Genomic DNA, 13,314 nt, shown 5'->3' with positions numbered 1-13,314 from the left:
AGGGTGACGGCATGGCACTCCTCGCGCACGACCGGTACTGCGACGAAATCGTCCGCCAGGTGGGCCGGCTCGGGGCCGTGGTCGCGTCCGGTGCCGATCTGTCCGCCACCGTGCCGACCTGCCCGGACTGGAGCCTGGAGGACCTGGTACGCCACGTGGGCCGGGCCCTGCGCTGGACGGGGCTGATCGTCGCCACCCGCGCCGAGGAGGACGTGCCGGTGGACCGGGCGCCGGGCGCCCGGGGTCCCGCGACGACCGGGGACGCGGCGGCGCTGGACGCGTGGCTGGCGGAGTCGGGCGAGGTGGTCGTCGGTGCGCTGCGCGAGGCCGGACCGCGCGCGCGTGCCTGGTCGTGGGCCGGCACCGACACGGCGGGGTTCTGGGCGCGGCGGATGACCCACGAGCTGGTCGTCCACGGGGCGGACGCGGCCCTGGCGGCGGGTCTGCCCCTCCAGCCGGTGGCGCCCGAGGTGGCGGCCGACGCGGTCGACGAGTGGCTGGACATCGTACGGTTCGTGCAGCGGGCCCTGCCCGGGGCGGCGGCGAACGAACTGCGCGCCCCGGGCAGCAGCATCCACCTGCACGCCACCGACGCCCCGGCCGGGCTGAACGCCGAGTGGTTGGTCGAACTGCCCGACGAGGGCATCGCCTGGCGGCGCGGCCACGAGAAGGCGACCGTGGCACTGCGCGGCCCGCTCACGGACGTACTGATGTCCTTCTACGGCCGACTGCCGCTGGACGCCCCGGGACTCGAGGTGCTCGGTGACCGCAAGCCGCTCGAACTCTGGCTGGAAAAGGCGACGTTCGGTTGACACGACGGTGGCCCGCCCCGGGAACGGGACGGGCCACCGCTGTGCGTGCACCGGTGGACGTGAACCGGTGTGCGGGCGTCAGCTGTTGCTGTTCGCTCCGCGACGGCGCAGGCCGAAGAAGACGGCGCCGCCACCGACGACGACCAGGGCCGCCGCGATACCGGCGATCATGCCGGTGTTGGAGTTGGCACCGGTCTCGGCGAGGTTGGAGTCACCGGCCGCAGGCGACGGGGCGTTGTCGCTCGGGGCGGCGGCCGGCGCGCTGCTCTCCGGCTGTGACGGCGCGGGAGCCGAGGTGGATGGCTCGGGCGCCGGGGACTCCGTCTCGTCGGACGGGGTCGAGGAGGGCTCCGACGGGGTCGGGGTCGGGGTGTCCTCGGTCTTGCAGGGGGTCGACGGGGTCGTGACGTTCGGCTTGATGTCCTCGTCGACGTACCGGTCGGCCTTGACGTGGACGCGGTACTCCGTGTTCGGCTGCCAGTCCACGGGGAAGGAGACGGTGGTGCCGTTCCTGGAGCCCTTGACCGTCTGCTGGCCGACCTGCTTGTCGCCGTCCTTGAGGTAGACGGTGATGGTGGCCGGGATACCGGCGGGGTCCACGTCGGTGACGGTGATGACACCGTTGTCGCCGTCGCACTTGGCTTCGGCGGAGAACTCGCCGATGTTGCAGGCGAGGGCGGTGCCGGAGGCGCTGAGCGCCAGGGCCGCGGAGGCGGCGACGACGCCGAGGGCGCGGACGCCACGGCGGGATGCCGTACGGCTGATTATGGACAGGGCTGCCACGTTTGTCCTTTACGGGAGCGCGGATGCGGGGGGTGGTGAGGGTGCCGACGCTCGATGACGCGGCATCAGCACACCCATGAGCCTCACTGGTCTATAAGCGGGGCGTAAGAAGTGTCAACGCATATGCCGCTCAGGGACGTTGACTTTGCCGTCTTATTAACCGCCGACACGTTTCAGCGCCTTGGACACCTTCTCGATCCGGCCAACCACGGCGATTCCGGACTCCCCCGCCCGCGCGGATCAGCCCTCGACCGCCGCCGGGTCCATCCACACGACCTCGAAGGTGTGACCGTCGACGTCGTCGAAGGCCCGGCCGTACATGAAGCCGTGGTCCTGGGTCTCGCCGGAGACCGAGCCGCCGGCCGCGACCGCCTTGTCCACCAGCTCGTCGACCTTCTCGCGGCTCTCGGCGCTCAGCGCGATCAGCACCTCGCTGGACTTCGTCGAGTCCGCGATCTCCTTCTTGGTGAACTGGAGGTACTTCTGCGGCGTGTGCACCATCACGACGATGGTGTCACTCACCGGGAACGAGGCGGTGCTGTCGTCGCTGAACTGGGCGTTGAGCTCCCAGCCCAGCCCCGTGAAGAACCTCTTGGAGGCGTCGAGGTCGTTGGTGGCCAGGTTCACGAAGATCATCTGCTGGTACATGGGGGCCTCTCCCGTTTGACGTGCCGCCGTTGCCGTGCGGTTCGTGTGTCGTGGCGTTCGAAGAGGTAGACGGGAGGGGGCCCCGGAACTCATCGCAGGTCCGCGGACTTTCTCCGAAGGACTTCCGCGGCTCAGTGATCCAGCGGCAGCGCCGCCAGTACCGCGACGACCAGCGTCAGCGGACCGAACAGGGCGAGCAGGGCGGCGGCACGCACGGCGGCGGCGCCGCGCAGGGTCGCCGGGGGCGCGCCGAGGCGCAGGAGGGCGTCGGTGGTGTCGGCGCGGGCGTGTTTGGCGGCGACGGCGGCGGTGAGGAGGGTGGCCACCGTGCAGCCGGCCACGAGGAGGGCGCCCAGGGTGGCGAGCGGGCCGAACGCCCATCCGTCGCCGTCGTACACCGTGGCGGCCACGTAGGCCGCGGCGGCGACGGCGGCCACGACGCCGAGGGGGCGGCCGACGCGGTGGGACTCCTCCATGAGGACGCGGCCGGCGAGGAGGCGCAGGGCGCCGGGGCGGACGGCCTGGAGCAGGCGGCCGCACAGGTGGGTCAGGCCGGGGCCTGCGAGGGCGAGGCCCAGGGCGGTGAGGACCCAGCCGATCAGGACGCCGGCGGAGGGGACGGTGCCCGGGGCGGGGGCGGTGGAGGCGTTGCCGGTGTAGGTCTCGACGGTGAGGCCTGCGGCGAGTACGGCGATGCCCCAGGGAAGGCTGGTGGTGTTCTGGGGGCGGGGGGTCGGCCCGGGCCGCGTGTCCGGCGTGTCCGGCGTCTGCGTGGCGCCGTCCGGCGGGGCTGGGGGCTGGGGAGCACTGGCCTGCGTTCGCAGGGCGCCGCCCGCGCCCACCCGTGCCTCCCCAGCGGCACGACTGCCCGCAGGAGCAGCGGCGGCGGCAGCGGGCTGGGCCGTGCGGGAGCCGAAGCGGCCGTAGGCGCCGAAGGTTTCGCGGGCCTTGCCCCAGCCGTAGGCGCCGAAGCGGCCGTAGCCGCGGGGGGCGGTGGTCGGGGCGGGGCGGGGGTCGCGGGGGCGCAGTGTGTGGGCCACCGCGGCCGACGCGAAGGCCGGCACGAGGACCAGCAGGGTCAGGACGGCCGGGGCGGGCAGGGACTGGCCGACGGCCAGGGCGTCGGCCGACACGCGGCCGGAGGGCCGCCCGCCCGTCAGGTCACCGCGCAGGTGCAGGAAGAGGAACAGGGCCGCCGCCGAACCGAGCGCGGCGGACAGGGCCGTGGTCGTCGCCGACACGGCCATCAGGCGGCCCGGACCCAGGCCGATCGCCGACAGTCCCGAGCGGGGCCGGGTACCGGGATCGGTGCGGGCCACGGCGACCGCGAGGTACACCGTGGCGGCCAGCGGCGCCGTGCACCAGGCCAGGCGGAGGGCGGAGGCGCCGGGCGCGTCCGGGTGGCTCAGCGCGTGGCCGAGGGCGCACAGCAGCAGGAAGCCCGTGCCCGCCGAGGCCACCGCGACCAGCAGGCGGCGCAGGTGGACGGCGAGGTGGGCGGTGCGGGTCAGGCGGAGAGCGAGCACGCCGCCCGGCCTTCCGTTCCGGGAGTCCCGGCGGCACCCGTGGCCACCGTGGTCTCGGCGAGCGGGGGGAGGTGCACGGTCCGTACCCGTCGTCCGTCCAGGAGCGCCACCGCGCGGTCCGCCAGGGCGGCGGTCTGCGCGTCGTGCGTGGCGAGCAGGACGGTGATGCCGTGCGAGCGGGCCGCCGTGGTGAGCGTTCGCAGCACCTGGGCGCGGTCGGCGCGGTGCAGGGGGGCCGTCGGCTCGTCGGCGAAGAGGACCGCCGGGGCGACGGCGAGCGCGCGGGCGATGCAGACGCGCTGCCGCTCGGCCTGCCGGAGTTCGTGCGGGCGCCTGCGCGCCTTGTCGCCGACGTCGAGGCGGTCCAGCCAGTCCAGGGCGGCGCTCTTGGCCCGGCGCCGGCCGGTGCCGCGCAGCATGAGGGGGAGCGCGGCGTTCTCCCAGGCGTTGAGCTCCGGGACGAGCGCCGGGGCCGGATCGATCCAGCCGAAGCGGTCGCGGCGCAGCCGTTCGCGGCTGATGGGCCCCATGGTGTGCACCGGCACGCTGTTGAACCACACCTCGCCGTCCTGCGGCTTGACCAGTCCGGACAGGCACCGCAGCAGTGTGGTCTTGCCGCTGCCGCGGGGTCCGCTCACGGCGAGGATCTCGCCCTCGCGCACACCGAGCGACACGCCTTGCAGCGCGGGGGAGCCGTCGTGGTGCTGGAAGTGCAGGGCGCGGGCCCAGAGCACGTCGTTGTCCGGCGGGGCCTCCATGGGCGTACACCTCGGTTCTGATCCGTATTTCCCCGGTCTTGTCCCCCTTCCGGGGGAACGAAGACGGGGCCGATCGGTCACTGGGCACGCTAAGCAGTCCCCGCGCGGAGCCCGGACAGCACGAGGCCCCGGGCCGCCGTGTCTCACTCGAACGGGCGGCGCCGGGGCCGGTGATGATCCTCTGAGAGGATGATCAGAGCTTCGTCCACGCCTCCGTCAGCGTGGCGCGCAGGATCTGCTCGATCTCGTCGAAGGTCTCCTGGTTGGAGATCAGCGGCGGGGCGAGCTGGATGACCGGGTCGCCGCGGTCGTCGGCCCGGCAGTACAGGCCGTTCTCGAAGAGCTTCCTGGAAAGGAAGCCGTACAGGACCCGCTCGGTCTCCTCCTCGTCGAAGGACTCCTTGGTGGCCTTGTCCTTGACCAGCTCGATGCCGTAGAAGAAGCCGTTGCCGCGGACGTCGCCGACGATCGGCAGGTCGTGCAGCTTCTCCAGGGTGGCGCGGAAGGCGCCCTCGTTGTCCAGCACGTGCTGGTTGAGGCCCTCGCGCTCGAACAGGTCCAGGTTGGCGACGCCGACCGCGGCGGAGACCGGGTGGCCGCCGAAGGTGTAGCCGTGCAGGAAGGTGTTGTCGCCCTTGTAGAACGGCTCGGCCAGGCGGTCGGAGACGATGCAGGCGCCGATCGGGGAGTAGCCCGAGGTCATGCCCTTGGCGCAGGTGATCATGTCCGGGACGTAGCCGAACTTGTCGCAGGCGAAGGTCGTGCCGAGGCGGCCGAAGGCGCAGATGACCTCGTCCGAGACGAGCAGCACGTCGTACCGGTCGCAGATCTCGCGCACCCGCTGGAAGTAGCCGGGCGGGGGCGGGAAGCAGCCGCCCGCGTTCTGCACCGGCTCCAGGAAGACCGCCGCGACCGTGTCCGGGCCCTCGAAGAGGATCTGCTGCTCGATCTGGTCGGCGGCCCAGCGGCCGAAGGCCTCGGGGTCGTCGCCGAAGAGCGGGGCGCGGTAGATGTTGGTGTTCGGCACCTTGTGCGCGCCGGGGACCAGCGGCTCGAAGGGGGCCTTGAGGGCGGGCAGGCCGGTGATGGACAGGGCGCCCTGCGGGGTGCCGTGGTAGGCCACCGCGCGGGAGATCACCTTGTACTTGGTGGGCTTGCCGGTCAGCTTGAAGTACTGCTTGGCGAGCTTCCAGGCGGTCTCGACCGCCTCGCCGCCGCCGGTGGTGAAGAAGACCTTGTTGAGGTCGCCGGGAGCCTCGTTCGCCAGGCGCTCGGCCAGCTCGACGGCCTTGGGGTGGGCGTAGGACCAGACCGGGAAGAAGGCCAGCTCCTGCGCCTGCTTGGCGGCGGCCTCGGCCAGCTCCGTGCGGCCGTGTCCGGCCTGGACCACGAACAGGCCGGCGAGACCGTCGAGGTAGCGCCTGCCCTTGTCGTCGTAGATGTGGGTGCCCTCACCGCGGACGATGGTGGGGACGGGGGCGTTCTCGTACGACGACATGCGGGTGAAGTGCATCCACAGGTGGTCGTACGCGGTGCGGCTGAGGTCCTTGGGGCTGTCGGTGCTCACGATTATCGGGTTCCCCACATATAGGTCTGCTTCTTGAGCTTGAGATAGACGAAGCTCTCGGTGGAGCGCACGCCGGGCACGGCCCGGATGCGTCGGTTGATGACCTCCAGGAGGTGGTCGTCGTCCTCGCAGACGACCTCCACCATCAGGTCGAAGGAGCCCGCGGTCATCACCACGTACTCGCACTCGGACATGGCCGACAGCGCCTCGGCGACGGACTCCACGTCGCCCTCGACATTGACGCCGACCATCGCCTGGCGCCGGAACCCCACGGTGAGCGGGTCCGTGACGGCGACGATCTGCATCACGCCCTGGTCGAGCAGCTTCTGGACGCGCTGGCGCACGGCCGCCTCCGACAGGCCCACGGCCTTGCCGATGGCGGCGTACGGCCGGCGGCCGTCCTCCTGGAGCTGCTCGATGATGGCGAGGGAGACGGCGTCCAACCGGGGACCGCCGTTCCTGGACTCGCGGGAGTCCTTCTGGTCTGCGCTTCGACTGGCCACGGCTTCACTGTGCACGACGTATCGACAGTTTCGCAAGGTCGTATCGATGAAATTCGTTGTCTGAGTCGCTTCAAACTGCGGATATCGCATCCCTGAGGGGAGTGGGGGTGTTGAAAACGTCGGCACTCCGTCTAGGGTGGGTGTCTCAGTCAATGGACACCCGAACTTGGAGGGCCGGCAGTGAGCACCGAGCTGCGTCGTCTGCGCAATTACATCGACGGTGAGTTCCGGGACGCCGCCGACGGACGGACCACGGAAGTGGTCAACCCCGCCACGGGCGAGGCGTACGCGACCGCCCCCCTGTCCGGGCAGGCGGACGTGGACGCCGCGATGGCGGCCGCCGCGGCGGCCTTCCCGGCCTGGCGGGACCTGGTCCCGGCCGAGCGGCAGAAGGCCCTGCTGAAGATCGCGGACGCGTTCGAGGAGCGGGCCGAGGAGCTGATCGCGGCCGAGGTGGAGAACACGGGTAAGCCGATCGGGCTGACCCGCTCCGAGGAGATCCCGCCGATGGTCGACCAGATCCGCTTCTTCGCGGGCGCGGCGCGGATGCTGGAGGGCCGCGGCGCCGGCGAGTACATGGAGGGACTGACCTCCTTCGTGCGCCGCGAGCCCATCGGGGTCTGCGCGCAGGTCGCGCCGTGGAACTACCCGATGATGATGGCCGTGTGGAAGTTCGCCCCGGCGCTCGCCGCGGGCAACACGGTCGTCCTCAAGCCCTCGGACACCACACCCGCCTCCACGGCCCTGATGGCCGACATCATCGGCTCGATCGTGCCCAAGGGCGTCTTCAACGTCGTCTGCGGCGACCGCGACACCGGCCGCCTGATGGTCGAGCACCCGACCCCGGCGATGGCCTCCATCACCGGTTCGGTGCGGGCCGGCATGTCGGTCGCCGAGTCGGCGTCGAAGGACCTCAAGCGGGTCCACCTGGAGCTGGGCGGCAAGGCCCCGGTCGTCGTCTTCGAGGACACCGACATCCCCAAGGCCGTCGAGGGCATCTCGGAGGCGGGCTACTTCAACGCCGGGCAGGACTGCACCGCCGCCACCCGCGTGCTGGTGCACGAGTCGGTCCACGACGAGTTCGTCAGCGCGCTCGCCAAGGCCGCGTCCGAGATCAAGACCGGTCAGCCGGACGACGAGGACGTGCTCTACGGCCCGCTGAACAACCCGAACCAGCTGAAGCAGGTCTCCGGGTTCATCGAGCGGCTGCCCGCGCACGCCAAGGTCGAGGCGGGCGGCCACCGGGTCGGCGACAAGGGCTACTTCTACGCCGCGACCGTCGTCTCCGGCCTCAAGCAGGACGACGAGATCATCCAGCAGGAGGTCTTCGGTCCGGTCATCACCGTCCAGTCCTTCCGCGACGAGGACCAGGCCGTCGAGTGGGCCAACGGCGTGGAGTACGCGCTGGCCTCCTCGGTGTGGACCAAGGACCACGGGCGCGCGATGCGGATGTCCAGGAGGCTGGACTTCGGCTGCGTGTGGATCAACACCCACATCCCGCTGGTCGCCGAGATGCCGCACGGCGGCTTCAAGAAGTCCGGCTACGGCAAGGATCTGTCGGGCTACGGCTTCGACGACTACACGCGGATCAAGCACGTGATGACGTCGCTGGACGGGTGACCGTCCCGTACGCGGGTGTGCGGCCCCGGACGCAGGCGTGCGCCTGTGTCCGGGGCCGCGGTGCGTACGCCTGAACTCCCGGCGCTCGACAGGGTGTCGGGCCTGGCCGGACCCGCTCGACGCAGCGTCGATTGTCCCGGTGGGCACGGGACGGGATCCTCGTGCCATGCTCCTGCTCCCGAAGACGCCCCCGCTCTCCCGTCGTACCCTGCTGCGCGGCCTGGGCGGATCCGCCGGGCTCGGCGCCCTGGCCGGCTGCGGTGTCCCCGCCGCGTACGTCGCCCCGGGCGACCGCGCCGCCACCGACCGGTCCGCCGCCGAACGCCGGCTGATCTGGGCCAACTGGCCGCTCTACATCGACACCGACGACGAGCACCCCAGCCGGCGGCCCACGCTGGAGGCGTTCCGGAAGGAGACGGGCATCTCCGTCGACTACATCGAGGAGATCAACGACAACGACGAGTTCTTCGGCAAGATCAGCCCCTCCCTGATGAACCACCAGCCCACCGACCGCGACCTGATCGTCATCAGCGACTGGATGTGCGGACGGTTCGTACGGCTGGGCTGGGTCCAGGAGATGGACCGCTCCCACCAGCCGAACGTCACCAAGTACCTGGACCCGCTGCTCCGTTCGCCCGCCTTCGACCCCGGCCGGAAGTTCACCGTGCCCTGGCAGTCGGGCATCACCGGGATCGCCTACAACCGGCGCAGGCTCGGCCGGGAGATCCGGCACGTCTCCGACCTGTGGGCCGCCGACCTCAAGGGCCGCGTCACGCTGCTGTCCGGCATGGACGAGGCCTTCGCGCTGCTGATGCAGGGCAACGGCGTGGACATCACCGACTGGCGGACGGACGACTTCCACCTGATCTGCGACCAGGTGGAGAAGCAGGTCGCCAAGGGGCAGATCCGCCGCTTCACCGGCAACGACTACATCAAGGACCTCTCCAGCGGCGACGTCCTCGCCTGCCAGGCCTACTCCGGTGACGTGATCCAGCTCCAGGCGGACGACCCGGACATCGAGTTCGTCGTGCCGGAGGAGGGCGCCGAACTGTGGGCGGAGTCCCTCATGATCCCCGACCTGGCCCGCCACAAGGCCAACGCCGAGCGGCTGATCGACCACTACTACCGGCCCGAGGTCGCCGCCGAGCTGGCCGCCTGGGTCAACTACGTCTGCCCGGTCCCCGCCGCCCGGGACGTGCTCGCCTCCTCCGACGACGAGGAGACCGCCGCCCTGGCCGAGGACCCGCTGATCTTCCCGGACGCGGCGATGCGCGGGCGGCTCGCCATCGCGCGGGACATCGCGGCGGGGGAGCGGGCGGAATTCGCGAAGCGGTGGAACGGGATCGTCGGCGTGTAGCAGACTGATCACGTGTTGAATTCACCGGGTGATGAACAAGCGGTCGGGGGCGCGGTCACGCTGGGCCTGCTGGCCGCCTGGGCCCTGCACGACATCGAGGAGCTGGCGACCGTGCCGGGCTGGTGGCGGCGCAACCTCCCCGCCCTGCACGAGCGGTACCCGGCCGTGCCGGAGACCGTGTGGCGGCGGGCCGGGTCCGTCGAGGGGCGGGAGTTCGCCGCGGCGGTCGGCGCGATGGCCGCGGTCGTGGCCGCCGCCTCCGTCGCGGGACGGCTGACCGGCGGCCGCTCGGCCACGTACCAGACCGCGCTGAACGCCTTCGGCCTGCACGGCCTGGTCCACCTCGTCCAGGCGGGGCTGGTCCGCGGCTACACGCCCGGGTCGGCCACCTCGCCCCTGATCGTCGTCCCCTTCGCCCTCTGGGCCCGCCGGCGCCTGCGCCGCGCCGGGGTCCTGCGCGCCACCCGCCCGCGGGCCCTCGCCCTGGGCCTGGGCTTCGCGGGGGCGGCGACGGTCGCGGCGCACACGGTGGCGCGGCGGCTTACGAAGACCTGACGGCGCACGGGGACGGCTACTGCAGCGCGGCCGCGGCGATCGCGTCGGCGACCGGCTTCGGCCCCGCGCTCTTGGCGTCCGTGGAGTTGACCGAGTAGACCAGCGTGCGGCTCAGGTCGCGGGTGCCGGCGACGACGGCGCTGTAGCCGTAGCGGGAGCCCGACTTGCCCCAGAAGACCTGGCCGCCGACCTCCCGGCACTCCAGGCCGGCGCTGCGGTCCGCGCCCGGAACGCCCGCCGGAGTCGTGAACATCTCCTCCAGCTCGGGCTGCGGCACGATCTTTCCCCGGAACAGCTTCGTGAGCAGCTTCTCCAGGTCGGCGGTGGTGGAGATCATGTCGCCCGCCGCCCAGCGGTCCGCCTGGTTCCACTCGGTCACGTCGACCAGCCGCGTCGTGCCGTCCGGCCGCTCCACCGTCTGGTAGCCCCGGTTGTGCGGGCCCCGGATGCGGGGATCGGTGCCCGGGAAGTACGTGTGGTGCATGCCGGCCGGGCGCAGGACGAGACGCGTGGCCTCGGCGGCGTACGAGCGTCCCGTGACCTTCTCGATCAGCAGGCCGAGGATCGTGTAGTTGATGTTCAGGTACTGCTGCCGTGTCCCCGGGGCGAAGTCCTCCGGCCCCTTGGCGATCGCCGACGCCGCGACCTCTTGGGGGGTGAGGGTCTCGTACCGGTGCGCGTACACCTCCGCGAAGTCGTCGCCGAATCCGTCGCCCGGCTTGATGCCGCTGGTGTGGTTCAGCAGCCGGCGCACGCTGATCGGCTGATCGAAGTCCGGCGTGAACAGATCGGGGAGGTATCCCTGGACCGGTGCGTCCAGGTCGATCTCGTCCTGCGCGGCGAGGCGCAGGACGGTGGCCGCGGTGACGACCTTCGTGATCGAACCGGCGCGGAAGCGGGCGTCCGGGTGCGCCGGCCGGCCACTGGCCAGGTCGCGCACCCCCGCGCTGCCGTGCCAGTCGCCGCCCGTGGTGCCGACCCGCACGAGGGCGGCGGTGGCGTACTGGTTCGGCAGCCCGTCGAGGGCCGCACGCAGCGCTTCCCCGTTCGGCCCGTCCCGACCGACGGAGGCGGCGGCCGGGGCGGGCGGGGCGGGCGGCGCGGCGAAGGCGGGAGCCGCCAACGGGCCGGCGGCCAGGGCCAGGACGACCGAGGCGGCGAGAACGGAGTGGGTACGGACACGCATCGACGGCTCCCGGGGTGAAGGCGGTTGCGGCGGAAGGATCGTTGATCATCCTTGTACGCCGCGCCTCCTGGCGGATCGTCGGTGAGTAGGGTGCCCGCCCCGTAACCGGGCTCGGGGAACTCCCCTACCGGGAACCGGAGTTGTGCGGGGCGTCCCCTACGGGGCCGAGGCGCCGGCTCCGCCGGTGTCGCGCAGCGCGCGCAGGGTGTCGATGCGGTTGGTGGTGATCGAGTCGACGCCCAGGGCGCGCAGCCGGCGCATGGTGCGGCGGGTGTCCGGGGTCCAGACGGACAGCAGCAGACCGTCGGCGTGGACGCGCTCGGCCAGCGCCCGGTTCACCAGCCCGAACCGGTAGTTGAGCCACCTCGGCCGGACCGCCGCCAGCAGCGCGGGCCGGGGCGGGGCCGCCGTCGTCCAGGTCATGGCGATCTCGGCGGCGGGGTCGGCGGCCCGCACGGCGAGCATGGCGGCGGCGCCCGCCGTGTAGTACACGCGGTCCCGCGCCCCGCACTCGCGGACCACGTCCACGATGCGCCGTACCGCCCGCTCGTCCGGCCCGCCCGGCAGGTCCAGCATCAGCCGGCTGTCCCCGGTCGCGGCCAGCGCCTCGGCCAGCGTCGGCACCCCGCCCGCCGTCAGCCCGCGCACCTCCTCGGCGGACAGGGAGCGCAGCGGCCGGTCGTGCTGCCACAGGCGCTTCAGCGTCTCGTCGTGCAGCAGCACCGGAACGCCGTCCCGGGTGAGGCGGACGTCGGTCTCGACCGCGTCCGCGCCGCGGTCCAGGGCGGACCGCAGCGAGACGATCGTGTTCTCGCGGTGCCGGTAGGGGTCGCCGCGGTGGGCGACGGCGGTCAGGGCGCGCTGGGTGTCCATGGTGGTGGCAACTCTCAGGAGGCGAGCCAGGCGGCGGTGTACGTGTCGATCTCGTCGATGATCCCGGCCTTGCCCCGCGCGTCGAGGAACGACGCCTCGACCCCGTTCTTCGCCAGGGCGGCCAGGCCCCGCTCGTCGAGGCCGAGGAGCCGGGCGGCGACGGCGTACTCGTTGTTGAGGTCGGTGCCGAACATCGGTGGGTCGTCGGAGTTGATCGTCACCAGCACTCCGGCGCGGGTGAACTCCTTGACCGGGTGCTCGTCCAGGGCGCGCACCGCACGGGTGGCGATGTTCGAGGTCGGGCACACCTCCAGCGGGATGCGCCGCTCGGCGAGGTGGGCGAGGAGCTTCGGGTCCTGCGCCGAGCTGGTGCCGTGCCCGATGCGTTCGGCGCGCAGGTCGGTGAGGGCGTCCCACACGGTCTGCGGTCCCGTGGTCTCGCCGGCGTGCGGCACCGAGTGCAGGCCCGCGGCGATCGCCCGGTCGAAGTACGGCTTGAACTGCGGGCGGGCCACCCCGATCTCGGGCCCGCCGAGCCCGAAGGAGACCAGGCCCTCCGGGCGCAGCCGGTCGTCGGTGGCCAGCCGCGCCGTCTCCTCGGCCGACTCCAGACCGGCCTCGCCCGGGATGTCGAAGCACCAGCGCAGCACGGTCCCGAACTCGGCCTCCGCCGCCTTGCGGGCGTCCTCGATCGCGTCCATGAAGGCACCCTCGTCGATGCCGCGCCGGGTGGAGGAGAACGGCGTGATGGTCAGCTCGGCGTACCGCACCTGCTGCCGGGCCATGTCCCGGGCCACCTCGAAGGTGAGCAGCCGGACGTCCTCCGGGGTGCGGATCAGGTCGACCACGGACAGATAGACGTCGATGAAGTGCGCGAAGTCCGTGAAGGTGAAGTAGTCGGCCAGGGCCTCGGGGTCGGTGGGGACCTTGGAGTCGGCGTGGCGCGCGGCCAGTTCGGAGACGATGCGCGGGGAGGCGGAGCCGACGTGGTGGACGTGCAGTTCGGCCTTCGGCAGTCCGGCGATGAAGGCGTGCAGGTCGCGCGGGACGTCGGGGTCGACGAGGTGCTCGGTCATGGGTTCCTCCCCGGGGCGGCGCCCCGGGCCGCGCGCGGCGGCGGTGGGAC

At 72.2% G+C, this 13,314-nt stretch carries 13 protein-coding genes; 4 read left to right on the top strand and 9 right to left on the bottom strand.

From position 1 onward, the window contains the following. Nucleotides 1-11 precede the first annotated feature (11 nt). The gene (locus tag ACIQFU_RS19030) at nt 12-812 is read left to right on the top strand and encodes a maleylpyruvate isomerase N-terminal domain-containing protein (protein WP_402552881.1); all 801 of its coding nucleotides are present in this window, start codon (nt 12-14) and stop codon (nt 810-812) included. A gap of 78 nt (nt 813-890) precedes the next feature. Here ACIQFU_RS19030 and ACIQFU_RS19025 read toward each other — a convergent pair whose 3' ends face one another. From ACIQFU_RS19025 to ACIQFU_RS19000, 6 genes are all read right to left on the bottom strand, one after another. Continuing rightward, nucleotides 891-1,595, bottom strand: coding sequence for an LAETG motif-containing sortase-dependent surface protein (locus tag ACIQFU_RS19025; RefSeq protein WP_402552879.1), 705 nt, complete (start codon nt 1,593-1,595; stop codon nt 891-893). Nucleotides 1,596-1,835: 240 nt separating this feature from the next. Then, nucleotides 1,836-2,243, bottom strand: coding sequence for a VOC family protein (locus tag ACIQFU_RS19020; RefSeq protein WP_402552877.1), 408 nt, complete (start codon nt 2,241-2,243; stop codon nt 1,836-1,838). Nucleotides 2,244-2,374: 131 nt separating this feature from the next. Beyond that, nucleotides 2,375-3,769 carry a hypothetical protein gene (locus tag ACIQFU_RS19015; protein ID WP_402552875.1) on the bottom strand — a complete coding sequence of 465 codons (1,395 nt, stop codon included), beginning with the start codon at nt 3,767-3,769 and terminating at the stop codon, nt 2,375-2,377. Beyond that, nucleotides 3,751-4,527 carry an ABC transporter ATP-binding protein gene (locus ACIQFU_RS19010; RefSeq protein ID WP_402552873.1) on the bottom strand — a complete coding sequence of 259 codons (777 nt, stop codon included), beginning with the start codon at nt 4,525-4,527 and terminating at the stop codon, nt 3,751-3,753. Before ACIQFU_RS19010 ends, ACIQFU_RS19015 begins: the two co-directional genes overlap by 19 nt. A gap of 193 nt (nt 4,528-4,720) precedes the next feature. Continuing rightward, a complete protein-coding gene (locus tag ACIQFU_RS19005) occupies nt 4,721-6,094 on the bottom strand; it encodes an aspartate aminotransferase family protein (RefSeq protein WP_402552871.1) in 1,374 nt (457 codons plus the stop codon). A gap of 2 nt (nt 6,095-6,096) precedes the next feature. Beyond that, nucleotides 6,097-6,612, bottom strand: coding sequence for an Lrp/AsnC family transcriptional regulator (locus tag ACIQFU_RS19000; protein ID WP_402552869.1), 516 nt, complete (start codon nt 6,610-6,612; stop codon nt 6,097-6,099). Nucleotides 6,613-6,777: 165 nt separating this feature from the next. Here ACIQFU_RS19000 and ACIQFU_RS18995 point away from each other — a divergent pair, with 165 nt between their 5' ends. The 3 genes from ACIQFU_RS18995 (at nt 6,778) to ACIQFU_RS18985 (ending at nt 10,129) form a co-directional block, all read left to right on the top strand. Beyond that, nucleotides 6,778-8,217 carry a gamma-aminobutyraldehyde dehydrogenase gene (locus ACIQFU_RS18995; protein WP_402552868.1) on the top strand — a complete coding sequence of 480 codons (1,440 nt, stop codon included), beginning with the start codon at nt 6,778-6,780 and terminating at the stop codon, nt 8,215-8,217. A gap of 166 nt (nt 8,218-8,383) precedes the next feature. Continuing rightward, on the top strand, nt 8,384-9,574 hold the full coding sequence (locus tag ACIQFU_RS18990) for a spermidine/putrescine ABC transporter substrate-binding protein (protein WP_402552867.1): 1,191 nt from the start codon (nt 8,384-8,386) through the stop codon (nt 9,572-9,574). Between the two features lie 12 nt (nt 9,575-9,586). Beyond that, the gene (locus tag ACIQFU_RS18985) at nt 9,587-10,129 is read left to right on the top strand and encodes an HXXEE domain-containing protein (protein ID WP_402552865.1); all 543 of its coding nucleotides are present in this window, start codon (nt 9,587-9,589) and stop codon (nt 10,127-10,129) included. A gap of 16 nt (nt 10,130-10,145) precedes the next feature. Here ACIQFU_RS18985 and ACIQFU_RS18980 read toward each other — a convergent pair whose 3' ends face one another. The 3 genes from ACIQFU_RS18980 to ACIQFU_RS18970 all read right to left on the bottom strand — a co-directional run bounded on the left by ACIQFU_RS18980 (nt 10,146) and on the right by ACIQFU_RS18970 (nt 13,264). After that, nucleotides 10,146-11,315, bottom strand: coding sequence for a serine hydrolase domain-containing protein (locus tag ACIQFU_RS18980; RefSeq protein WP_402552863.1), 1,170 nt, complete (start codon nt 11,313-11,315; stop codon nt 10,146-10,148). A gap of 156 nt (nt 11,316-11,471) precedes the next feature. Continuing rightward, a complete protein-coding gene (locus tag ACIQFU_RS18975) occupies nt 11,472-12,188 on the bottom strand; it encodes a glycerophosphodiester phosphodiesterase (RefSeq protein ID WP_402552862.1) in 717 nt (238 codons plus the stop codon). Between the two features lie 14 nt (nt 12,189-12,202). Next, nucleotides 12,203-13,264, bottom strand: coding sequence for an adenosine deaminase (locus tag ACIQFU_RS18970; protein ID WP_402552861.1), 1,062 nt, complete (start codon nt 13,262-13,264; stop codon nt 12,203-12,205). Nucleotides 13,265-13,314 lie beyond the last annotated feature (50 nt).

Origin of the sequence: Streptomyces sp. NPDC093065 (assembly GCF_044754585.1) — a bacterium.
In the GTDB taxonomy this organism is placed as follows: Bacteria; Actinomycetota; Actinomycetes; order Streptomycetales; family Streptomycetaceae; genus Streptomyces.
This window is presented reverse-complemented; position numbering and strand designations above follow the sequence as displayed.